Genomic DNA, 21,596 nt, shown 5'->3' with positions numbered 1-21,596 from the left:
ACCCCCCCCCCTTCACGAGCGAGGCCAGCCCCTTCATGACCGTATCGCCCCTGATCTGGACCCTGACGATCGTCTTCATCGTCCTGCTCCTGCTCTTCGACTTCTTCTTCCACGTCCGGAAGGCCCACGAGCCCACGCTGAAGGAGTCGTCGATCTGGTCGGCGCTCTACGTCGGCATCGCCGTGCTCTTCGGGCTCGGCGTCCTCGTCTTCGGCGGAGCGACGCCCGGATCGGAGTACTTCGCGGGGTACATCACCGAGAAGGCCCTCTCGGTCGACAACCTGTTCGTCTTCCTCATCATCATGGCGAGCTTCAAGGTGCCCCGCGCCGACCAGCAGAAGGTGCTCCTCTTCGGAATCGTCTTCGCACTGATCGCCCGCACCGGCTTCATCTTCCTCGGCGCCGCACTGATCAACTCGTTCGCCTGGGTCTTCTACATCTTCGGCCTGATCCTGCTGCTGACCGCGTTCAACCTGGTCAAGCCGGGAGACGACCACTCCAGCGACAACGTGATGGTGCGCCTGGCCAAGCGGATCTTCAAGACGAGCGACCAGTACGACGGCGACAAGTTCTACACGCACATCGACGGCAAGAAGGTCCTCACGCCGATGATCCTCGTCATGGCGGCGATCGGCGGAACGGACATCCTGTTCGCCCTCGACAGCGTGCCGGCGATCTTCGGCCTCACCAGCGACGTGTACCTCGTCTTCACGGCGACCGCGTTCTCGCTGCTGGGCCTGCGCCAGCTGTACTTCCTCATCGACGGCCTGCTCGACCGCCTCGTCTACCTCAGCATCGGCCTCGCCGCGATCCTCGCCTTCATCGGCGTGAAGCTGATCCTGCACGCGCTCCACGAGAACAACCTGCCGTTCATCAACAACGGCGAGCACGTGGAGGTCTTCGAGATCGGCACCGGACTGTCGCTCTCGGTCATCATCGGCGTCCTCGTGATCACGGTGATCGCCTCCCTCGTCAGCCCCAAGGGCCGCCGCATGGCCGCCGAGGCCGCCGAGCGCCGGCGCGTGGCCGAGGCCGCGGGCGCGGACGTCGACGCGACGCACTGAGTCGTCTCGTGCGCCGCGAAGCGGCGCACCGCAGTCGGCTCTCCTAGGCGGTCGGTTTCCCGAGAGCGGGTCCCGACCGCCTAGAACGATCCGCTGACACGCGGATCGCTCGTTCGACGGGCCGTCTCGTGCGCCGCAGGGCGGCGCACCGCAGTCGACTCCCACGGGCGGTCGGGTTCCCGAGAGCGGGTCCCGACCGCCTAGGAGGATCCGCTGACACGCGGATCCCCCGTTCGGCTCGACCGAGCACCGCACGCCGGTGCTCCGCAGTCAGCTCCCCTGGGCGCTCAGGTCCCCGAGAGCGGGTCTTGACCGCCGAGAACGTCCCGCCGGCTCGAGCGCGGACTCCGCTCGCGGAGGGTCAGCGGGCGCGGTACCGGTGCTCGGGGCGGCCGGTGGTGCCGTAGCTGAGCGTCATCTCGACGAGGCCGCGGCCGGCGAGGCCAGAGAGGTACCGCTGGGCGGTGGCGCGCGAGATGCCGGCCCGCTCGGCCACCTCGAGAGCCGAGAGCTCGGCGCCCGACTCGGCCAGGCGCGCGAGGACGAGCTGCTCGGTCGCAGAGCGCGAAGGCTGCGCGACGGTGGCGTCACCGGAGTGCAGGATGCGCAGGGCCCGCTCGACGGCCTCCTGATCCGCCGCGCGGTCCTCCCGCAGCACGTTCCGGAACCGCACGTACGCGTCCAGGCGCTCGCCGAGCAGGCGCGCCTCGAACGGCTTGATGAGGTACCCGAGCGCTCCCGCGTGCAGGGCGCGCCGCACCGTCGCCCCGTCGGAGGCGGCGCTCACCACGAACGCGTCGGTGTCGAGCTCGCGGAGCAGGGCGATCCCGCTCTGGTCCGGCAGGTGCACGTCGAGCAGCAGCAGATCGGGCGCGTGCTCGGCGACGGCCGCCCGTGCCGCCCGCGCCGTGTGCACCGGAGGAAGGGCCGTCAGCCCCTGCCGCGCCTCGACCAGGTCCGCGTGCAGCTGCGCGACCCGGAAGTCGTCGTCCACCACCAGCACCGTGCGCTCCCGCGCCGTGTCCGCGCTCATGACCCGTCCCCGTCCTGCTCCGGCGGCCGCACCGCTCCGGGGAGGCGCGCGCACAGCACGGCCCCCGACTCCGCTCCGCCGGCGTCCGCCAGCCAGACCTCGCCACCGCGTCGGGCTGCCACCTCGCGGCACAGCGGCAGTCCGAAGCCCCGGCCGTGCACGCGCCCGTCGTCCTCGACGGGGTCGCCCGCGCCGGCCCGGTCGAACAGCGAGTCCGGATCGAGCACCCCGTCGCCGGAGTCGGCGACCGTCACGAACAGCGCGTCGCCGTCGTCGAGCAGCTCGACCTCGACGAAGCGCACGTCGCGCCGCCCCTCGACCGCCGCGCGCACCGCGTTGTCCACGAGGTTCCCGACCACCGTGGCGACGTCCTCCGGCTCGACGACGGTGCCGCGCACCAGCGTCTCCTCGCCGAGCGTCAGCAGCACGCCGCGCTCGGCCGCCTCGATCCCCTTGGCCCCGACGAGAGCCTGCAGGTACGGCTCCTGCAGCCGGTCGGCGTGCTGCACCGGGTACTTGAGCGGGCCGCGGGTCAGCACCTCGTCGAGGTAGTCGCGCGCCGACGCGGTCCGCCCCGCATCCAGCAGGCCCGCGACCACGTGCAGGCGGTTGGCGAACTCGTGCCGCTGCACCCGGAGCGCGTTGGTCATCGCGCCGACCGCGTCGAGGCGCCGGCTCAGCGCGGCGAGGTCGGTGCGGTCGCGCAGCACCACCACCACGCCCAGGTCGCGGTCGCCGCGGGTCACCCGGCGGATGTCGACGTAGACGATGCGGGAGCGGACGACGAAGCCCTCCTCGCCTCCGGGGCGGGGCGGCTCGACGGAGTGCAGCGCGGCGCCGATCGCGTCGGCCAGCGGAACGGGCAGGTCGAGCTCCGCGAGCGGCCGCCCGTGCAGCGCCCGCCCGGTCGGGTCGTCGGAGCCGAGGATCGCGGCGGCCCGCGCATTGCAGACGCCGACGCGCCCGTCGCGGTCGAGCGCGAGCACGCCCTCGTCGACCCCGTCGAGCACGGCGGCCTGGTCCTGCACGAGCGAGGTGAGCTCCTCCGGGGCGAGGCCGAGCGTCAGGCGCAGCAGGCGGCGGCGGATGAAGACGGCGGCGACGGCGGCGAGCACCAGCCCGGCGAGCGCCGCGGCGAGGACGCCGAGCAGCGCGGTCGGCAGGTCGGTGAAGACGCTGGAGCGCGCGAAGCCGATGCTGACCTCCCCGACGACCCGCTGCTCCCCCGCGGCGAAGACCGGGACCTTGGCCCGTGCCGACTCGCCCAGCGTGCCGGTGCCCCACGAGACGCTCTCGCGCCCGGCGAGCGCCTCGTCGGGGCTCGTCGAGACCCGCTCGCCGAGGCGATCCTCGTCGGGGTGGGCGAGGCGGATGCCCTGATCGTCGGTGATCACGACGAAGAGCGCGCCGGTGCGCTGCTCGACGGCGGCGGCGACGTCCTCGAGCGGTCCGCCGCGCAGCTCCGAGGCGGCGGGCGCGCCGGGCACCGCGGAGGACTCGGCGACCGCGTCGCGCACGTCGGGGTCCTCGGCGACGGTGCGGGCGATGGCGAGCGCCGTCCCCTCCGCCTCGCCGCGCAGCTGCTGGACGCTGAGCGCGGTGACGAGGCCGGCGCAGACCAGCACGGCGGCCGACACCGTGGCGAGCTGCAGGACCAGGACGTGGGTCGCGAAGCGCATCGGGGCCTCCTCGCCGTCGTCGTGCGCAGAATGCGCAGAAGCCACACTATGCGCAGATGTCGCCGTAATGAGCGATACCCCGGCGCCGGACGCGGAGCTGCCTAGGGTTTCCACCATCTCCCGGCCGGCTCTCCCGCCGAGCGCGGGCGGAGGCACTGGACGAAGGAGTCAGCTGTGTTGGTAGTACTCGGTTTCACCATGATCCTGGCCTTCATGGCCCTGATCATGACCAAGCGGCTGACGCCGATGGTCGCCCTGATCGTCGTGCCGACGATCTTCGGCCTCTTCGCGGGCGCCGGCCTCGGCATCGGCGACATGGTCCTCGAGGCGATCGGCAGCCTCGCGCCCACGGCCGCGCTGCTGATGTTCGCGATCATGTACTTCGGGATCATGATCGACGTCGGGCTCTTCGACCCGCTGATCCGCTTCATCGTCCGCGCGCTCGGCGACGACCCGGCGAAGGTCGTGCTCGGCACGGCGCTGCTCGCGGGTGCGGTCTCGCTCGACGGCGACGGCTCGACCACCTTCATCGTCACCACCGCCGCGATGCTCCCGATCTACCTGCGCCTGGGGATGAACCCGGTCGTGCTGACCTGCGTCGCGGGCCTGGCCAACGGCACGCTCAACATCGTCCCCTGGGGTGGACCGACGGTGCGCGCCGCCGCGGCCCTCCAGGTCTCGCCGAGCGAGATCTTCGTGCCGATGCTCCCGTCGCTCGCGGTGGGCCTGGCCGTCACGCTCGTCTTCGCCTGGTTCCTCGGGCTCGGCGAGCGCCGCCGCCTCGGCTCGCTCGCGCTGGCCGAGCCGATGCTCGAGCAGGAGCTCGTCGGCGCCGGCCGCGGCTCCTCCTCCCGCTCGGGCGGCGCCCGCACCGGCGGCCTCGCGGCCCTGACCGGGGGCATCCGCACCGTCGCCCGGGAGCGCTTCTCCTTCCTCCGCGGTCCCCAGGCCCTGCGCGGAGCCCAGGTGGCGGTCGCCGCCCGCGTGCAGGCCGACGACGCCGACACCGCGATGGCCGACACGATGCTCGACCCCGAGCGCGAGACGCTGCGCCCGAACCTGATCTGGGTGAACCTGGTCCTGACCCTCGCGGTGATGACGCTGCTGGTCGCCGACATCCTGCCGCTGCCCTACGTGTTCATGGTCGGCTCCGCGGTCGCCCTCCTGATCAACTTCCCGAAGATGAAGGACCAGGCCGCCGAGATCGTCAAGCACGCGCCGAGCATCGTGGGCGTCGTGTCGATGGTGCTGGCGGCCGGCGTGCTGATCGGCGTCCTCAACGGCACCGGCATGGTCGACGCCATGGCGGAGTGGGTCGTCGCGGTGATCCCGCCGGCGCTCGGCCCGTTCCTCGCCGTGATCACCGGCGTGCTCAGCATCCCGATGACCTTCTTCATGTCGAACGACGCGTTCTACTACGGCATCCTCCCCGTGCTCTCCGAGAGCGCGGCGAACTACGGCATCTCGCCGGTCGAGATGGCGCGCGCCTCCATCACCGGGCAGCCGGTGCACCTCCAGAGCCCGCTGGTCCCGGCGATCCTCCTGCTCGTCTCCCTCGCCGCGGTGAACCTCGGCGACCACCACCGCAAGGTGCTGTGGCGAGCGGTCGTCGTCTCGCTGGTCATGCTCGCCGTCGGCGTGCTGGTCGGCTCGATCCCCTTCGGCTGAGGTCGACGGAGCGGAGCGCCGAGCGATCGGAACGAGGACGGGACCCCTTGCTGCGGCGGGGGTCCCGTCCTCGTTCCGCGGCTCGGTCCCGCAGCCCGCGCTAGCGCAGCAGCGGCGCCAGGTTCTCGGTCCAGACTTCGGAGCCGACCTTGAGGATGAGGGCGCCGACCACGACGAGGAACGCGACCCGGATGAAGCGGCTGCCACGAGCGACGGCCATCCGCGAGCCGAGGTACGCGCCCGCCACGTTGGCGGCGCCCATCAGGAGGCCCAGCAGCCAGATCACGTGCCCGCCCGGCACGAAGTAGAGCAGGGCGCCGAGGTTGGTCGCGACGTTGACGATCTTCGCCTTGGCGCTGGCGAGCAGGAAGTCGTAGCCCAGCGCGGTGATCAGGGCGATGATCAGGAAGGTGCCGGTGCCCGGTCCGATCAGGCCGTCGTAGAAGCCGATCAGGAGTCCCAGCACGGCCGCGGTGACGAGGTGGCGCCGGCCCGCGTGCTTGAGCACCGTGACGCTGCCCAGTGCCGGGCGGGCGATCGTCACGACGGCGACCACGATCAGCGCGACGACGATGATCGGCTTGAACACCGCGGCCGGGAGGAGGCCGGCGAGCGTCGCGCCTCCGTAGCTGCCCGCGAGGGCGACTGCCGCCATCGGCAGTGCGGTGCGCAGATCGGGCTTCGCGCGCCGGTAGTAGGTGATCGCGCTGGTGGTCGTGCCGAAGATCGAGGCCAGCTTGTTCGTGGCGAGCGCCTGCACGGGCGAGATCCCCGGCACGAGGAGCAGGGCGGGGAGCTGGAGGAGTCCGCCGCCGCCCACGACCGCGTCGATCCAGCCGGCCGCGAAGGCGGCGAGGATCATCAGCGCGAGGACGGGGAGTCCGAGATCCTCTGTGAAGGTCAGCATCGGTCGGAAGCGTACGCGAGCACCGCGACCCCCTCGACCTCGGTGGCCGGGCCGCCCTAGGGTCGGCGGCATGCGATTCGGACTCTTCATCCCCCAGGGCTGGCGCCACGACCTCGTCGGCGTCCCGGCCGCCGACCAGTGGCGCACCATGAGCGACCTCGCCCGGCACGCCGACGACGGCGCCTGGGAGTCGATCTGGGTCTACGACCACTTCCACACCGTCCCGCAGGTGACGGAGGAGGCGACGCACGAGGCGTGGTCGCTGATGAGCGCGTTCGGCGCCACCACGTCGCGCGTGCGGCTGGGCCAGATGTGCACCTGCATGGGCTACCGGAACCCCGCCTACCTCGCCAAGGTCGCGACGACCGTCGACATCGTCTCGGGCGGGCGGGTCGAGATGGGCATCGGCGGCGGCTGGTACGAGCACGAGTGGCGCGCGTACGGCTACGGCTTCCCGCCGATCGCCGAGCGGCTGGGCCGGCTCGACGAGGGAGTGCAGATCCTGCAGCAGGCCTGGACGACCGGGTCCGCGACCCTCGACGGCCGCTACTACCAGGTGGACGGCGCGCAGAACCGACCGCTGCCCCTGCAGGAGGGCGGCATCCCGCTGTGGGTCGCCGGCGGCGGTGAGAAGGTCACGCTGCGGATCGCGGCCCAGTACGCGCAGTACACGAACTTCGCCGGGACCCCGGAGGCGTTCGACCACAAGAGCTCGGTCCTCCGCGGGCACTGCGAGCGCCTGGGCACCGACTTCTCGGCGATCACCCGGAGCTCGAACTACAACGTCGTGATCGGCGAGACGGAGGCGGAGGTCGAGGCGGCGCTGCAGCGTCTCGAGGAGCGCGTGGTCCCGTACCTCGGCGCGGAGGGAGCGGCGTCCTTCGTCGCCGAGTACCGCAGCCCCGGCGCGCTCGCGGTCGGCACTCCCTCGCAGATCGTCGACCGGCTCGCCGGCATGCAGTCGCGCGGGATGGACTACGGCATCCTCTACTTCCCGGACGCCGCCTACGACCGGTCCGGCATCGAGCTGTTCGAGCGCGAGGTGCTGCCGGCGCTCTCCTGAGCGCGGAGCGGCGGGGGCTCCTACGCCTCCCGCCCCCCGCCCGCAAGTCCTTGGGGCGCCCCGGCCCCGCGCCTACGGTCGGAGCATGGACGCACAGGACATCCGCTGGAACGACGAAGCCCGCGACAAGATCCTCGAGGACTCGGACAGGGTCCTCCGCGAGGCGGTGCTCGACCTCGCGACGAGCAAGAAGGGCGAGCCCTGGGAGGACGTGTTCGCCGAGCTGAACGCGCGCCTCAAGGACCGCTTCATCGACTTCGAGCCCGGCCCGGACCTCCGCAAGTACGCCGAGGCCGTCTCCGCCGGGGAGATCGAGACCGGCTCGTGAGCGAGCTCGACCGCGACGCCGCGCTCGAGGACGAGATCACCTCGATCCACGCCCTCGGCGAGGGCCGCGTCGGCGAGACGGCCGGCCCGGAGGACGAGGACCACGAGCTCTCGCCCGAGCAGGACGCCCGCATCGAGTCCGAGCTGAAGAGCCGGGGCAGCGAGAGCTGATCCTCTCTGTACGCGGAAGGCCCGCTCCCCCTCGAGGGAGCGGGCCTTCCGCGTGAGTCGCGACTACGCCGAGAGGGGCTCGTAGTCGGTGTAGCCCTCGGCTCCTCCGCCGTAGACCGTCTCCTGGACGACCTCGTTCTCGGGGTGCCCGCCCTGCCAGCGCTCGACCAGGTCGGGGTTGGCGATCGCCGGGCGGCCGACGGCCACGGCGTCGGCGTGGCCCTCGCTGATCAGCTCGGTCGCCTCCTCGCGGCTGGTCGGCGAGCCGAAGCCGCTGTTGGCGATGAAGACGCCGTCGAAGCGCGAGCGGAGGTCCTGGACCAGCTCGCCGGCGGGCTCGGCGTGCAGGACGCTGAGGTAGGCCAGGCCGAGCGGGGCGAGCCCGTCGACGACGGCCTCGTAGGTGGCGCGCACGTCGTCGCCGTCGGTCTCGACGACGTCCTGGATGTTGTGGGCCGGCGAGAGGCGGATGCCGACGCGGCCCGCTCCGACCTCGTCGACGATCGCGCGGGTGACCTCGAGCGGGAACGCGGCGCGCTCGGCCGGGGTCCCGCCGTACTGGTCGGTGCGCACGTTGGAGATGGGCGAGAGGAACTCGTGCAGCAGGTAGCCGTTGGCGCCGTGCACCTCGACTCCGTCGAAGCCGGCGTCGATCGCGCGGCGGGCGGCGGCGACGAACTCGTCGCGGACGGTCGCCAGCTCCTCGGTGGTCAGCGCGTGCGGCACCGGGAAGGGCTTCTTGCCGGAGGGGGTGTGCACCTCTCCGTCGATGGCGACGGCGCTCGGGGCGACGATGCGGTCGGTGCCGGTGATCTCGGTGTGCGAGACGCGGCCCGCGTTCATCAGCTGCATGACGATGCGCCCGCCCGCGGCGTGCACGGCGTCGGCGACGGCGCGCCAGCCCGCGGCCTGCGCGTCGGTCTCGATGCCGGGCTGCCCGGCGTAGCCCTTGGACTCGGCGCTGGGGAAGACGCCCTCGCTGATCAGCAGGCCCATGCTCGCGCGCTGGGCGTAGTACTCGGCGACGATCGCGCCGGGCACGCCCTGCTCGTCGGAGCGCAGTCGCGTCATCGGTGCCAAGACGATGCGGTTGGGGAGGTCGAGGTCGCCGGCGGTGAGGGGGGAGAACGGATCCACGGGATCGCCTTTCTACGGAGCTGTCTCAGGGGGCTGCCCTGAGGGGGGGAGGCACGTGCACCTGCGGCGCACTCCGGGCAGCAACCGCGAGCGGAGCACGGTCATTCCTCCTCCCGGCGTTCTCCCATCCCCCGCGCCCCGGGCACGCGGTCGACGGCCTGCCGCCTCCCGACTCCTGCTCGGACATCCGGGCTGTCTACACTCGGGAGGCGACGACGAAGGAGTGTGCGCGATGCCGGCGAGACCCCACCACCCCGTGAGCTCCCGGCTGCTGCCGGCGCTCGCGGCCCTCCTGATCGCCGCGGTCCTCGCGCTGGTCCCCGCGACCGCGGCGACGGCCGAATCGCCCGTCTCCTTCTCCTCCTCCACCGTCCTCGACTCGGTCGGGGTGCTGAGCTCCGGAGAGACCGCCGAGATCGAGCAGGCCTCGCGGGCCCTCTACGACCAGCACCGCGTGCAGCTGTTCGTCGCCTTCGTCGACTCCTTCACCGATCCGTCCGACCGCGCCGCGTGGGCGGACGAGACCGCGACCCGCAACGGACTGGGCACCGACGACGTCCTCCTGGCCGTCGCGGTCGACGCCCGCCAGTACCAGGTGTCGGTCGCGCAGGGCTTCGCCCTCGACGACGCGCAGGTCTCCTCGCTCCAGTCCGACGACATCGAGCCGAGGCTCGCCGACGGCGACTGGGCCGGAGCCGCGGTGGCCGCCGCCGACGGGATCGGGCAGCGCCTCGACGCGCCCAGCGCCGGCGAGTCCCTCGGCTCGGGGCTGCTGATCGCGCTCGGCGTGCTCGCGGCCCTCGTCGTGGTCGGCCTCGTGGTGCTGCTGCTCGTCCGCCGCGCGCGGAAGCGCCGCGCCCAGGAGGCGGTGGAGGCCTCGATCGACGAACTCGCCACCCGTGCCGGGTCGGCCCTCGTCCACGCCGACGACGCCGTCCGCACCAGCGAGCAGGAGGTCGGCTTCGCGGAGGCGCAGTTCGGCGCCGACGCGACCGGCGCGTTCCGCGAGGCGCTCGTCACCGCGAAGCGCCTGCTCGGCGAGGCCTTCACCCTGCAGCAGCGCCTCGACGACGCCGAGCCGGAGACCGATCAGGAGCGCCGCGACGGCTACCAGCGCATCCTCCAGCTCTGCGAAGACGCCGAGCAGACGCTCGACGAGCGCGCGAGTGCGTTCGAGGAGCTGCGGGACCTCGAGAAGAACGCGCCGCAGGTCGCCGCCGCGCTCACGGCCCGCGCCGCCGAGGTCGGCGACCGCCTCCCCTCGGCCCGAGCCCGCCTCGCCGAGCTCGCGTCCCGCTACGCGCCGACCGCGATCGACGACGTGGGCGACGACGCCGACCAGGCCGAGGACCGCCTCCGCTTCACCCGCGACCAGCTCGCCGGCGCCCAGCAGGCGCTGCAGGCCGGCGACTCCGGCCGCGCCGCCGTGCTGCTGCGCGCCGGGCAGCAGGCCGCCGAGCAGGCCTCCGGGCTCGTCGACGCGGTGGCGACGCGCGGCGACGAGCTGCAGAAGGCGGAGGCGTCGCTCGCCGGCCGCATCGCCGAGATCCGCGCCGACGTGGCGCAGGGACGAGCGCTCGCCGCCTCCCAGGACGCGGAGTCCGCCGCCCAGGCGCAGAACGTCGCCGCGGCGGTCGCCTCGACCGAGGCCGCCCTCGACGACGTCGAGCGCGCCGCCTCCGTGCGGCCGAACGACCCGCTCGCCCTGCTCGAGGCGCTCACCGCCGCCGACGCCACGATCGACGCCGCCGTCGGCGGGTTCCGCGACGCGCAGGCCCAGCGCGAGCGCGAGCGGGCCGCCCTCGGCGCCGAGCTCACCTCCGCCCGCAGCCGCGTCTCGGCCGCCGAGGACTTCATCGCGGCCCGCCGCGGCGCGGTCGGCTCGGAGGCGCGCACCCGCGTCGCCGAGGCCGCCCGCTCGGCCGAGTACGCCGAGCGCATCGCCGCCACCGACCCCCGCGAGGCTCTCGCCTCTGCCCAGCGCGCCTCGCAGCTCGCCCAGCAGGCGCTCGAGCGGGCGCGGGCCGACGCCGGCGCCTACTCCGCCCCGAACGCCGTCGGCAGCCCCTACGGAGGCGACACGACCGGCGCGTTCCTCGGCGGGATCCTGGTCGAGTCGCTCCTGGGAGGCGGACGCCACAGCGGCTACCGCTCGGGCGGCTTCGGCGGAGGCGGGTTCAGCGGCGGCTTCGGCGGCGGCGGCTCGTCCCGGCGCTCCGGCGGCGGCGGCTTCGGCGGCGGGCGCAGCAGCGGCGGAGGCGGACGCCGTGGAGGCGGCGGGCGCTTCTGAGCGCCCCCGGGCATCCGCGCACGACCGACGACCACCACCTCCCCCACGACTCCGGCACCACCTCCGACATCCGGCACCACCCACGACGCAAGGAGAGACACCCATGGCTCAGAGACAGTCGATCTTCGGCCGCATCGCGCAGCTCGCGAAGGCCAACATCAACGCACTCCTCGACCAGGCCGAGGACCCGCAGAAGATGCTCGACCAGATGGTCCGCGACTACACCGACAGCATCCGCGACGCCGAGGCGGCGATCGCCACCACGATCGGCAACCTGCGCCTGCTCGAGGACGACTACCGCGAGGACGTACAGAACGCCCAGGAGTGGGGCGGCAAGGCCCTCGCCGCGAGCCGCAAGGCCGACGAGCTGCGCACCGGCGGGAGCGCCGGCGACGCCGACAAGTTCGACGCGCTGGCCAAGGTCGCTCTGCAGCGCCAGATCCAGTCCGAGAAGGAGGCGAAGGACGCCGAGCCGACCATCGCCTCGCAGACCGAGGTCGTCGACAAGCTCAAGTCGGGCCTGAACCAGATGCGCGAGAAGCTGCAGCAGCTCTCGAGCAAGCGCGACGAGCTGATCGCGCGCTCGAAGACCGTCGAGGCGCAGAGCCAGGTCCAGGACGCCGTGAAGAGCATCGACCTGATGGACCCGACGAGCGAGGTGAGCCGTTTCGAGCAGAAGATCCGCCGCGAGGAGGCGCGCGTCCGCGGCGCGGAGGAGCTCGCCTCCTCGAGCCTGGACGCGCAGTTCGAGTCGCTCGAGGACCTCGGTGAGATGACCGAGGTGGAGGCGCGCCTCGCCGCGCTCAAGTCCGGCCGCCCGCAGGACTCGATCGGCTCCTGAGCCCGTGCGCCTCCGGCGGTCCTGCCGGAGGCGCACTCCCCCTTCCCGACACGCGCGGAGCGAAGGCTGGCAATCGCCATGGTGCGGTGCCGCCGCCGTCCCCGTAGTGTTCACACCAGGTTGCCCTTGACCCCGGTCGCCCTGATGCCGCGTCCGGCCCCTACCGACGCGGTGAACCATGAGCGGACCGCCCCCGTCGGGATCGCTCACCGAGAGACCGTCGACGCCGACGGTCACCACGAAGAGCGAGGCGCCGATGAGCACCCCCACCACCACGTCCGTCACCGGAGGCGCCCCCCGCGTCGTCCGCACCCGCCCCCGCGCCGACGGCCGCGTCAACCCGACGACCGAGTACTCCGGTCTCCTCAGCACGGTCCGCGACGCGGGGCTCCTCCGCCGCCGCACCGGCTTCTACTACACGATGTTCGGCGCGCTGGTCCTCGCGCTCGGCGGCATCGTCACCGGCTTCGTCCTGCTGGGCGACTCCTGGTTCCAGCTCCTGCTCGCCGCCGCCCTCGGCATCGTGCTGACGCAGTTCGCCTTCCTCGCCCACGAGGCCTCGCACCGCCAGGTGTTCGAGTCCGGCAGGGCCAACGACGTCGCCGGGCGCACCCTCGCGAACCTCTTCGTCGGCATCAGCTACTCCTGGTGGATGACCAAGCACAGCCGCCACCACGCGAACCCGAACGTGCTGGGCAAGGACCCGGACATCGAGCGCGACGTCGTCTCCTTCACCGCCGAGGACGCGGCCCGCTCGCGCGGCCTCTACGCCTGGCTCACCCGCCGCCAGGGCTACGCGTTCTTCCCGCTCCTGCTGCTCGAGGGCCTCAACCTGCACCTGCACGGCTTCCGCACCGTGTTCGGCAAGGGCAAGGTCGACAAGCGCTGGGTCGAGATCACCATGCTCGTCACCCGCGTCGGCCTCTACCTCGCCGTCGTCTTCTGGGCCCTCCCCCTCGGCCTGGCGTTCGCCTTCGTCGGCGTGCAGCTGGGCGTCTTCGGCCTCTACATGGGCGCCTCGTTCGCGCCGAACCACAAGGGCATGCCGCTGCTGCCGAAGGAGGCGCGCGTCGACTTCCTCCGCCGCCAGGTCCTCACCTCGCGCAGCATCCGCAGCACCTGGTTCACCGACCTCTACATGGGCGGACTGAACTACCAGGTGGAGCACCACCTCTTCCCGAACATGCCCCGCCCGGCGCTGCGCCGTGCGCAGGTCATCGCCAAGGAGTACTGCACCACCCACCAGATCCCCTACACCGAGACCTCGCTGATGGAGTCGTACGCGATCGTCGTCCGCTACCTCAACAAGGTCGGCCTGTCGGCCGGCGGCGACCCGTTCGACTGCCCCGCCGCCTCCGCCTACGGACGCTGAGCACTCCCCCTTCGGAGGCCCCTCGCACCTTCCCGGTGCGGGGGGCCTCCGTCGTTCGCGGGAGCGCAAGGGGGTGCCCCCGCGGGCGGCGGAGTCGTAGCGTCGGGACATGAGCAGCTCCGACTACGACATCGAGCCCACCCCCACCGACACGACCGACGGCGCCCGCACGCCCGACCCCGCCACCGAGACCGGCACCTCCGCGGGCCTCGACGAGGTCGGCGGCGCGGCCTCCCCCCTGGCCGACGGCGTCGGCGCCGACGGCGAGGAGCAGAACCCCCCGCTGCCCGACTGGGGCCCCACCGACGGCGTCCACGGCACCGACGCCGAGACCGACGCCTCGGGCACCGAGCAGCACTGACACGGCTCCGCGAGGGACCTCCCCGGCCGGTCGGCGAACGTTCCGACCGCGTTCCGAGGAGGTCCCTCCGTGTTCGCCGGAGGGTCGGCCGGCGCTCGGTCGGCGCGCCCTACACTGGCGAAATGCAGCCGACCGAACGCGCCCTCCGCGTGATCTCCTACAACCTCCGGGAGCACCGAGCGCACGCCGAGATCGCCCCCCTCGCCGCCCGCCACGACATCGACGTCCTGTGCCTGCAGGAGTGCGACACCACGAAGCTGCCGCAGGAGGTGGGCTCGCTCCGGCTCGCGTCCGTCACGGCCCGCAACCGCCTGGGCCTTGCCGTCTACTACTCGCAGGACCGCTTCGAGCTCTCCGGCAGCGCCGCTTTCGAGCTCAGCAAGTCCATGCACGACCGGGTGATGTCCCCCGCTCACGAGCGCCTGCTGGCCGTCCGCCTCGACGACCGCGACGGCGGATCGATCGCGGTCTCCTCCTTCCACGCCGCCCCGCTCTCGGCCGGCAACGCCCTGCGCCGCAAGCAGATCGACGAGGCGCTCAACCGGCTGCGCGAGTACGCGCCGGACACCCCCTCCCTGATGGTCGGCGACTACAACTACCCGTGGTTCTTCCGCGGACTCGACCGCCGGATGACCCGGAACGGCTACCTGGTCTCGCGGAGCGACTCCCCCACCTACGCGCGCTACCGCTACTTCAGCGGCCACTTCGACTTCGCGATCAGCGACTCCGTGCGGATCGAGCGGGTCTCCACGCTGCCCCAGGGCGTCTCGGACCACCTCCCGGTGATGGTCGACGCGCACTACGGCGTCCCCGCCGCCTGAGCGCGGGGCCCGCGGGCCCGCGCGGTCGGTAGGCTCAGGGGGTGACGACCCTGATCCTCGCCCGGCACGGAGAGACTGTCTGGCACTCCGAGAACCGCTTCGCGGGCTCCTCCGACATCGCGCTGACCCCCCGGGGCCAGGACCAGGCGGCGACTCTGGCCGCCTGGGCCGTCGACGCCGACCTCGAGGCGGTGTACTCCTCCACCCTGGTCCGGGCCGTGCGCACCGCCGTGCCCGCCGCGCGGGCGGCCCACCTCGAGCTGCAGCCCGACCCGGCCCTGGTCGAGGTCGACTTCGGCCGCGGCGAGGGGCTGACCACCGACGAGATGGAGAAGCGCTTCCCGGACGAGTACCACGCGTGGGTCGCGGCGCCGGCCATCCAGCCGATGCCCGGCGGCGAGTCCGGCCTCGACGCCGTCGCCCGCGCGAACACCTCCCTCGCCCGCATCCACCGCGAGCACCCCGACGGCCGCGTGCTCGTCGTCGCGCACGGCACGCTCATCCGCCTCCTGCTGTGCGCCTACCTCGGCATCAACCCCGAGACCTATCGGCACACCTTCCCGGTGGTCGACAACGTCTCGCTGACCACGCTGCGCTGGGACGCGACCGGCGTCGGCCTGCTCGGATACAACGTCCCGCCCGTCCAGACGCAGCGGCGCTCCAGCTGAGCGCAGCGGCCGCTCCGGAGCGGCGCCCGGCGAGCGCGGGCTCGATCGGCCTGGTGCTCGGGTCGGTCGCGAGCGTGCAGCTGGGCGCCTCCTTCGCCGTGCTGCTCTTCCCCGCCGCGGGGCCGATCGGCACCGTCACGCTCCGGCTGGTGTTCTCGGCCGTCGTTCTGCTCCTGGTCTGCCGTCCGCGGCTGAGCGGCCACAGCCGGAGCGACTGGGCCACCGTCGCCGCCTACGGTCTCGCCCTCGGCGGGATGAACGCCTGCTACTACGAGGCCATCGCCCGGATCCCGCAGGGCGCCGCCGTCACCCTCGAGGTGCTCGGGCCGCTGACGCTCTCGGTGATCGCCGGGAGGAGCGTGCTGAGCCTGGTCTGGGCGGTGCTCGCGCTGGCCGGGGTGGTGACCCTGTCGCAGGGCGGGTTCTCCGCGCTGGACCCGGTCGGCGTCGGCTTCGCGCTGGGGGCCGCAGTGCTCTGGGCCGCGTACATCGTCTTCGCCGGCCGCACCGGCGGGCGGTTCCGGGGGATCGACGGGCTCGCGCTGGCGCTGGCGGCCGGCGCGATCGTGTCGCTGCCGTTCGGCCTCGCCTCCGCCGGGCCCGCCCTGGTGGTGCCGCCGGTGCTGCTCCTCGGGCTCGCCGTGGCAGTGCTCTCCTCCGCGGTGCCCTACGCGCTGGAGCTGCTGGCGCTGCGGCGCCTGCGCTCCTCCACCTTCTCGATCCTGATGTCGCTCTCCCCCGGGGCGGCCGCGCTCTCGGGATTCCTCGTGCTCGGTCAGCGCCTCAGCGCCGTCGAGGCCGTCGGGATCGCGCTCGTGGTCGCCGCGAGCATCGGAGCGGTGCGGACCGCGCGGACCTCCGCCTGAGCGGCAGTTCTTTTGTTAGGCTAACTATGTGCCATCGACCGAGACCCCGCAGACCGATCTCCCGCTGACCTCCCTCGCGGGCGAGGTGCGGGCAGCGGTCGGCCGGCTCGGACGGCGGCTCCGGCAGGAGAAGGCCCAGCACGAGCTCAGCGATCCGCAGTTCAGCGTGCTCGCGCTCCTGCACCGCGAGGGCGCGAAGACGCTCGGCGAGCTGGCCGAGGCGGAGCGGGTCCGCCCGCCCTCGATGACCCGCACGGTCGGCTGCCTGGTCGACGAAGGACTCGCGGAGCGCCTCGCCGACCCCGCCGACGGCCGCGTCACCCGCATCCGCCCCACCGGGGCCGGCACCGCACTGGTGCTCGACGTGCGCCGTAGCCGCGACGCCTGGCTCGTGGCGCGCCTCGAGGAGCTCCCTCCCGAGGACCTGCGCCTGCTCCACGACGCGGCGGCGGTCCTGCGCGCGGTGGCCGACCGATGAGCGCGATGTTCCGCTCCCTCGCCGTGCCGAACTACCGCATCTGGTTCGCGGGCGCGATGGTCTCGAACGTCGGCACCTGGATGCAGCGCACGGCCCAGGACTGGACCGTGATCAACGACCTGACCGGCCACGACGCGACGGCGCTCGGCGTGACCATGGCGCTGCAGTTCGGACCGCAGCTCGTGATGGTCCCCTTCTCCGGCTTCATCGCCGACCGCTTCGACCGGCGGAAGCTCCTGATGGCCACCCAGGGCGCGATGGGCGCGCTCGGGCTCGGCCTGGGGCTCATCGTCGTGACCGGGGTCGTCCAGCTCTGGATGGTCTACCTCTTCGCCCTGCTGCTCGGCTTCGCCGCGGCGATCGACGCGCCTGTGCGCCAGACGTTCGTCTCGGCGCTGGTCGAGGAGCGCGACCTCACCAACGCCGTCTCCCTGAACTCGGCCTCCTTCAACTCGGCGCGGATGATCGGACCGGCCCTCGCGGGCGTGCTCATCGCCGCGGTCGGCTCCGGCTGGGTCTTCCTCCTCAACGCCGCGAGCTTCCTCGCCGTCCTGCTCTCGCTGCGCGCACTCCACCGCGACCAGCTCCGCAGCGCCCCGCGCGCCACCCGCGGCCCGGGTGCGCTGCTGGAGGGGTTCCGCTACGTGTCGAAGCGGCCGGACATCCTCGTGGTGCTCGCGATCGTGTTCCTGATCGGCACCTTCGGCCTGAACTTCCCGATCTTCGCCTCGACGATGGCGACGGTCGAGTTCGACATGGGGGCGAGCGAGTTCGGCCTCCTCTCCTCCGCGATCGCCGTCGGCTCGGTGCTGGGGGCGCTCCTCTCGGCTCGCCGCGATCGCCCGAGGCTCCGGCTCATCGTCGGCGCCTCCGCGGCGTTCGGCGTCGCGCTCGCGCTGGCCGGCGTCATGCCGACGGTCTGGGCGTTCGCGATCCTGCTCCCCTTCGTCGGCATCGCGGCGCAGACGCTGATGACCTCGGCCAACGGCTACGTGCAGCTCTCGACCGCCCCCGAGATGCGGGGCCGGGTCATGGCGCTGTACATGGCCATCTTCGTCGGCGGCACCCCGATCGGCGCACCGCTGATCGGCTGGGTCGCGAACGCCTACGGTCCGCGCCAGGCGATGCTGGTCGGTGCCGCCTCCGGGATCGCGGCGGCCGCCATCGGACTCGCCTTCCACCTCCGCCTGCGCCGCGCCGCCCGGCTCGCGGCCCCCGGGCCGGAGGCTCTGCCCGCCACCGGCGGAGTCCCCCTGCTGCGCCCGCGCGCCTAGGCTCCGTCGGCCGGTCCGCACGCCGGGCGGATCCGCGGACCGCCCACTCGACGGGTCGCCCCCGACGCGGGGCGCGACCGCCGCCCGCCCTCAGGCCTCGCGGGTGATCTCGACGCGGACGAAGAGCTTCGACGAGCGGGGCCCGGCGAACACCCCGCGCAGCGGCGCGATGTCGTTGTAGTCGCGGCCGCGGCCGACGATGACGTGGCGGTCGCCGATGTCGATCAGGTTCGTCGGGTCGTAGCCGCGCCAGGCTCCTCCGCAGAACCACTCGACCCACGCGTGGGACTCCCCCACCACGGTCTCGCCGATCTCGGCGTGCGGCTTGGGGTGCAGGTAGCCCGAGACGTAGCGCGCCGGGATGCCCACCGAGCGCAGCGCCCCGAGGACGATGTGCGTGATGTCCTGGCAGACGCCCTCGCGCGCGGTCCACGACTCCGTCGCGGTGGAGTGCACGCCGGTGACGCCCTGCCGGTAGGTCATCGCCCGGCCGATCGTCTCGGCGATCGTGAGCGCGGCCTCGCACGGGCCGGCCGCCTCGTCCGCGAGCGACCGCGCCATCGCCGCGAGGTCCTCCGGCGGCGCGGTGCGGTGGGTCTGCTTCGACTGCTCCACGTACTCGGTGCGCGTCTCGACCTGCTCGGACAGCTGATCCCACCCGGTCGGGTGGTCGGGGTGCTGCTTCGGCCGGATCTCGACGAGCGAGGTCGCCGTCAGCGAGAGCTCGCGGTGGGCGTCGAGCACGTCGAACGACGAGACGCGGGTGCCCCAGTAGTCGGTGTAGGCGTGGACCGAGGTCACCGGCCGGATGTCGAGGTTCGAGAACAGCACCAGCTGCCCGTCCGAGGAGGCGGGGAGCATCCGCGCCTCGTTGTAGGACGCGACCACGTCCCCCGCGTAGGTGAAGCCCGTGGTGTGCCTGATGCGCAGCCTGCTCACAGCGCCTCCCCGATCCAGCTCGGCATGACGTTGGTGGGGAAGTACCGCTGGCGGATCGCCTCGGACGCGGCCGAGGTCGCCTCCTGCACGCTGTCCATGTGCCGCGGCAGGTCCTCGAGGATGTCGGTGATCGGCCGGAACTCCAGCTCGCTGCGGATCCGCCCGAGGACGCGCTGCGCGTCGCCGGAGTGGCCGATGCGGCCGGTGCGCGGCTCGATGTCGCGCATGCACGCCTCCGCCCGCGAGACCGAGAAGAGGATCGAGCGCGGGAACAGCCGGTCCAGGAGGAGGAACTCCGCCGCGTTCCGCGCGCTCGGCACGCCCCGGTAGGTGCGCAGGTACGCCTCGTAGGCGCCGCAGGAGCGGAGGATCGTGGTCCAGGAGGGGCCGCTCGCCTCGGTCAGCGAGCGGGTGGCGAGCAGGCGGGCGGTCATGTCGGCGCGCTCGATCGAGCGGCCGAGGGTGAAGAACTGCCAGGCCTCGTCGCGCGAGGTCGCCGACTCGATGATGCCGACGGCGAGGGCGGAGCGCTCGCGCACCCAGCTGAAGAACTCCGACACCCGCTCGCCCGAGACGCGGCGCGGCATCCGGGTCCGCGTGGTGTTCAGGCACTCCCAGAGCTCGGTCGAGACGATCTCGCGCGCCCGGCGGGCGTTCTCGCGGGCCGCGCCGAGCGAATAGGCGATCGAGGCGGGGTTCGTGCGGTCGATCGCGAGGATCGCCAGCACGTCGGCACGGGTGATCTCGCGCATATCGTCGGGCGGGGTCGAGCCCATCACCGACAGGAGCGAGCGGCAGGCCGTGTCCTCGTCGATCCACGGGTCCTCGAGCAGGAGCTGGAGGTGGACGTCGAGGATGCGGGCGGTGCCGTCGGACCGCTCGATGTAGCGGCCGATCCAGAACAGCGACTCGGCGATCCGGGAGAGCATCAGTCGTCCTCCCCCGCCGCGAGCGTCTGCTGCTGCTGCTGGTCCTGGTCGGTGTTCGGCGCGTCCTGCGGCGAGTGGTCGGGCGTGTGGTTGAGCGGGTAGACGATCGGGATGGAGCTGGTGACAGCGGCCTGCTCGGCGACGAGCGCCTGGATGTCGCGCGCCTCGGGCTCGGCGCTGCGCGCCTCCTCGAGGCCGACCACCCAGGTGTCCTTCGATCCGCCGCCCTGCGACGAGTTGACGACGAGCTGCCCCTCCGGGAGCGCGACGCGGGTCAGGCCGCCGGGCAGCACCCAGACGTCGGTGCCGTCGTTCACGGCGAAGGGCCGCAGGTCGGCGTGCCGGGGGCGCATCCCGTCGTCGACGAGGGTGGGGATGGTGGAGAGCTGCACGACCGGCTGCGCGATCCAGCCGCGCGGGTCGGCCTGGAGGCGGGACCGCAGCTCCGCGAGCTCCTTCGCCGAGGCGGCCGGCCCCACGACCAGGCCCTTGCCGCCGGAGCCGTCGACCGGCTTCACGACGAGCTCGTCGAGGCGGTCGAGCACCTCCTCGAGCGCTCCCGGATCCTCGAGCCGCCACGTGTCGACGTTCTTGATCACCGGCTCCTCCGAGAGGTAGTAGCGGATGAGGTCGGGCAAGTACGTGTAGACGAGCTTGTCGTCGGCGACGCCGTTGCCGACCGCGTTGGCGATCGTGACGTTCCCGAGCCGGGCCGCGAGCATCAGCCCGGGCGAGCCGAGCATCGAGTCGGCGCGGAACTGCAGCGGATCGAGGAACTCGTCGTCCACGCGGCGGTAGATCACGTCGACCCGGGTCGGGCCGGAGGTGGTGCGCATGAACACCTTGCCGCCCGTGCAGAACAGGTCGCGGCCCTCGACCAGCTCGACGCCCATGAGGCGGGCGAGGAGGGTGTGCTCGAAGTAGGCGGAGTTGTAGACGCCCGGGGTGAGCACGACCACGGTCGGGTCGTCGACGCCGTCGGGGGCGGAGGCGCGCAGTGCCTGCAGCAGCTTGTTCGGGTAGTCGCCGACCGGGCGCACCCGCATCGAGACGAACAGCTCGGGCAGCGTCTGCGCCATCACCCGGCGGTTCGAGATGACGTAGGAGACGCCGGAGGGCACGCGGACGTTGTCCTCGAGGACCCGCCAGCCGCCCTTCTCGTCTCGGATCAGGTCGATCCCGGACACCTGGATCCGCACGCCGTTCGCGGGGACGATGCCCGCGGCCTGCCGGTGGAAGTGGCTCGAGCTCGAGATGAGCCCGGCGGGGATGACGCCGTCGGCCACGGCGTTCTGCGGGCCGTAGACGTCGGCGAGGAACGCCTCGAGAGCACGGACCCGCTGCTTGATGCCGGTCTGCACCTCGTTCCACTCGGCGCGCTCGATCACCCGGGGGACGGCGTCGAGCGGGAACGGCCGCTCCTCCCCCGCGAAGTCGAAGGTGACGCCCTGCGCGAGGTAGGAGGAGGCGAGCGCGTCGGTGCGGCCGCGCAGCTCCTCCTGGGTCATCCGCGCGAGCGAGGAGTAGATGTCGCGGTAGGCGCCGCGGACCCCGTCGGGGCCTCCGGTCGACGCCACGTCGGCGAACATCTCGTCCCAGGGGGTGGCGCCCGTGTCGGGCCGCTCGACCTTCTGGGACCCGTATCCGTCGAAGAGGTCACCCATGGCACGACTCTAGTGCGGGGCGTATTGCGGGGATGTTTCGGGCG

20 protein-coding genes and 1 pseudogene are annotated in these 21,596 nt (G+C 72.7%); 14 read left to right on the top strand and 7 right to left on the bottom strand.

The features are described from left to right. Positions 1-35: 35 nt before the first annotated feature. Positions 36-990 (top strand): annotated as a pseudogene (locus C5C95_RS02370) (TerC family protein); the annotation flags it as partial. A 435-nt stretch (positions 991-1,425) separates the two neighbouring features. Here C5C95_RS02370 and C5C95_RS02365 read toward each other — a convergent pair. Next, the gene (locus C5C95_RS02365) at positions 1,426-2,097 is read right to left on the bottom strand and encodes a response regulator (RefSeq protein WP_104276900.1); all 672 of its coding nucleotides are present in this window, start codon (positions 2,095-2,097) and stop codon (positions 1,426-1,428) included. Continuing rightward, on the bottom strand, positions 2,094-3,776 hold the full coding sequence (locus C5C95_RS02360; RefSeq protein ID WP_104323714.1) for an ATP-binding protein: 1,683 nt from the start codon (positions 3,774-3,776) through the stop codon (positions 2,094-2,096). The genes C5C95_RS02365 and C5C95_RS02360 overlap by 4 nt, the downstream gene beginning before the upstream one ends. Positions 3,777-3,974: 198 nt before the next feature. Here C5C95_RS02360 and C5C95_RS02355 point away from each other — a divergent pair, with 198 nt between their 5' ends. Continuing rightward, positions 3,975-5,444 carry a CitMHS family transporter gene (locus C5C95_RS02355; RefSeq protein WP_104323713.1) on the top strand — a complete coding sequence of 490 codons (1,470 nt, stop codon included), beginning with the start codon at positions 3,975-3,977 and terminating at the stop codon, positions 5,442-5,444. A 100-nt stretch (positions 5,445-5,544) separates the two neighbouring features. Here the strand turns inward: C5C95_RS02355 and C5C95_RS02350 are convergent, their stop codons facing one another. Next, complete coding sequence (locus tag C5C95_RS02350; RefSeq protein WP_104323712.1) at positions 5,545-6,351, bottom strand: TSUP family transporter; 807 nt, start codon at positions 6,349-6,351, stop codon at positions 5,545-5,547. A gap of 70 nt (positions 6,352-6,421) precedes the next feature. Between C5C95_RS02350 and C5C95_RS02345 the strand changes: the two genes are divergently transcribed. The 3 genes from C5C95_RS02345 (at position 6,422) to C5C95_RS17285 (ending at position 7,912) form a co-directional block, all read left to right on the top strand. Continuing rightward, a complete protein-coding gene (locus C5C95_RS02345; protein WP_104323711.1) occupies positions 6,422-7,414 on the top strand; it encodes an LLM class F420-dependent oxidoreductase in 993 nt (330 codons plus the stop codon). An 85-nt stretch (positions 7,415-7,499) separates the two neighbouring features. Next, complete coding sequence (locus C5C95_RS02340; protein WP_068251275.1) at positions 7,500-7,742, top strand: hypothetical protein; 243 nt, start codon at positions 7,500-7,502, stop codon at positions 7,740-7,742. Further along, positions 7,739-7,912, top strand: coding sequence for a hypothetical protein (locus C5C95_RS17285; protein WP_181125515.1), 174 nt, complete (start codon positions 7,739-7,741; stop codon positions 7,910-7,912). Before C5C95_RS02340 ends, C5C95_RS17285 begins: the two co-directional genes overlap by 4 nt. 63 nt (positions 7,913-7,975) lie before the next feature. Here the strand turns inward: C5C95_RS17285 and C5C95_RS02335 are convergent, their stop codons facing one another. Beyond that, positions 7,976-9,049: an alkene reductase gene (locus C5C95_RS02335; protein ID WP_104323710.1), complete on the bottom strand. Its 1,074-nt coding sequence runs from the start codon at positions 9,047-9,049 to the stop codon at positions 7,976-7,978. A 232-nt stretch (positions 9,050-9,281) separates the two neighbouring features. On the opposite strand from C5C95_RS02335, the gene C5C95_RS02330 reads away from it, so the two are divergent. From C5C95_RS02330 to C5C95_RS02290, 9 genes are all read left to right on the top strand, one after another. Next, on the top strand, positions 9,282-11,339 hold the full coding sequence (locus tag C5C95_RS02330) for a TPM domain-containing protein (RefSeq protein WP_104323709.1): 2,058 nt from the start codon (positions 9,282-9,284) through the stop codon (positions 11,337-11,339). Between the two features lie 103 nt (positions 11,340-11,442). Then, positions 11,443-12,180 carry a PspA/IM30 family protein gene (locus tag C5C95_RS02325; RefSeq protein WP_104223858.1) on the top strand — a complete coding sequence of 246 codons (738 nt, stop codon included), beginning with the start codon at positions 11,443-11,445 and terminating at the stop codon, positions 12,178-12,180. A 256-nt stretch (positions 12,181-12,436) separates the two neighbouring features. Beyond that, positions 12,437-13,552 (top strand): acyl-CoA desaturase, encoded by a 1,116-nt coding sequence (locus C5C95_RS02320; RefSeq protein WP_181065694.1) that lies wholly within the window; start codon positions 12,437-12,439, stop codon positions 13,550-13,552. Between the two features lie 109 nt (positions 13,553-13,661). Further along, complete coding sequence (locus tag C5C95_RS02315) at positions 13,662-13,913, top strand: hypothetical protein (protein WP_104246865.1); 252 nt, start codon at positions 13,662-13,664, stop codon at positions 13,911-13,913. Between the two features lie 122 nt (positions 13,914-14,035). Beyond that, complete coding sequence (locus C5C95_RS02310; protein WP_104223855.1) at positions 14,036-14,734, top strand: endonuclease/exonuclease/phosphatase family protein; 699 nt, start codon at positions 14,036-14,038, stop codon at positions 14,732-14,734. 41 nt (positions 14,735-14,775) lie between these two features. Continuing rightward, complete coding sequence (locus C5C95_RS02305) at positions 14,776-15,402, top strand: histidine phosphatase family protein (RefSeq protein WP_104223854.1); 627 nt, start codon at positions 14,776-14,778, stop codon at positions 15,400-15,402. A 53-nt stretch (positions 15,403-15,455) separates the two neighbouring features. Further along, positions 15,456-16,268 (top strand): DMT family transporter, encoded by an 813-nt coding sequence (locus C5C95_RS02300; RefSeq protein ID WP_258062293.1) that lies wholly within the window; start codon positions 15,456-15,458, stop codon positions 16,266-16,268. Between the two features lie 28 nt (positions 16,269-16,296). Beyond that, on the top strand, positions 16,297-16,746 hold the full coding sequence (locus tag C5C95_RS02295; RefSeq protein ID WP_258072297.1) for a MarR family winged helix-turn-helix transcriptional regulator: 450 nt from the start codon (positions 16,297-16,299) through the stop codon (positions 16,744-16,746). Continuing rightward, entirely contained in the window at positions 16,743-18,020 is a 1,278-nt protein-coding gene (locus C5C95_RS02290) for an MFS transporter (RefSeq protein ID WP_104323707.1), read from the top strand. Before C5C95_RS02295 ends, C5C95_RS02290 begins: the two co-directional genes overlap by 4 nt. 90 nt (positions 18,021-18,110) lie before the next feature. Here the strand turns inward: C5C95_RS02290 and C5C95_RS02285 are convergent, their stop codons facing one another. From C5C95_RS02285 to C5C95_RS02275, 3 genes are read right to left on the bottom strand one after another with little or no spacing between them, the layout of a single operon-like run. After that, entirely contained in the window at positions 18,111-18,959 is an 849-nt protein-coding gene (locus C5C95_RS02285) for a transglutaminase family protein (protein ID WP_104223852.1), read from the bottom strand. Then, positions 18,956-19,888, bottom strand: coding sequence for an alpha-E domain-containing protein (locus tag C5C95_RS02280; protein ID WP_104223851.1), 933 nt, complete (start codon positions 19,886-19,888; stop codon positions 18,956-18,958). Before C5C95_RS02280 ends, C5C95_RS02285 begins: the two co-directional genes overlap by 4 nt. Next, positions 19,888-21,552 (bottom strand): circularly permuted type 2 ATP-grasp protein, encoded by a 1,665-nt coding sequence (locus C5C95_RS02275; RefSeq protein ID WP_104223850.1) that lies wholly within the window; start codon positions 21,550-21,552, stop codon positions 19,888-19,890. Before C5C95_RS02275 ends, C5C95_RS02280 begins: the two co-directional genes overlap by 1 nt. Between the last annotated feature and the right edge of the window lie 44 nt (positions 21,553-21,596).

The organism is Rathayibacter sp. AY1B7 (genome assembly GCF_002932735.1).
In the GTDB taxonomy this organism is placed as follows: Bacteria; Actinomycetota; Actinomycetes; order Actinomycetales; family Microbacteriaceae; genus Rathayibacter.
The sequence above is the reverse complement of the archived record's forward strand: the minus strand, read 5'-3'. Positions and strand labels throughout refer to the sequence as shown.

Coding starts and splice junctions, on each gene's coding strand:
- C5C95_RS02365 (WP_104276900.1), bottom strand. CDS start 2,097: ATGAGCGCGGACACGGCGCGGGAGCGCACGGTGCTGGTGGTGGACGAC.
- C5C95_RS02360 (WP_104323714.1), bottom strand. CDS start 3,776: ATGCGCTTCGCGACCCACGTCCTGGTCCTGCAGCTCGCCACGGTGTCG.
- C5C95_RS02355 (WP_104323713.1), top strand. CDS start 3,975: ATGATCCTGGCCTTCATGGCCCTGATCATGACCAAGCGGCTGACGCCG.
- C5C95_RS02350 (WP_104323712.1), bottom strand. CDS start 6,351: ATGCTGACCTTCACAGAGGATCTCGGACTCCCCGTCCTCGCGCTGATG.
- C5C95_RS02345 (WP_104323711.1), top strand. CDS start 6,422: ATGCGATTCGGACTCTTCATCCCCCAGGGCTGGCGCCACGACCTCGTC.
- C5C95_RS02340 (WP_068251275.1), top strand. CDS start 7,500: ATGGACGCACAGGACATCCGCTGGAACGACGAAGCCCGCGACAAGATC.
- C5C95_RS02330 (WP_104323709.1), top strand. CDS start 9,282: ATGCCGGCGAGACCCCACCACCCCGTGAGCTCCCGGCTGCTGCCGGCG.
- C5C95_RS02325 (WP_104223858.1), top strand. CDS start 11,443: ATGGCTCAGAGACAGTCGATCTTCGGCCGCATCGCGCAGCTCGCGAAG.
- C5C95_RS02320 (WP_181065694.1), top strand. CDS start 12,437: ATGAGCACCCCCACCACCACGTCCGTCACCGGAGGCGCCCCCCGCGTC.
- C5C95_RS02315 (WP_104246865.1), top strand. CDS start 13,662: ATGAGCAGCTCCGACTACGACATCGAGCCCACCCCCACCGACACGACC.
- C5C95_RS02310 (WP_104223855.1), top strand. CDS start 14,036: ATGCAGCCGACCGAACGCGCCCTCCGCGTGATCTCCTACAACCTCCGG.
- C5C95_RS02290 (WP_104323707.1), top strand. CDS start 16,743: ATGAGCGCGATGTTCCGCTCCCTCGCCGTGCCGAACTACCGCATCTGG.
- C5C95_RS02280 (WP_104223851.1), bottom strand. CDS start 19,888: ATGCTCTCCCGGATCGCCGAGTCGCTGTTCTGGATCGGCCGCTACATC.
- C5C95_RS02275 (WP_104223850.1), bottom strand. CDS start 21,552: ATGGGTGACCTCTTCGACGGATACGGGTCCCAGAAGGTCGAGCGGCCC.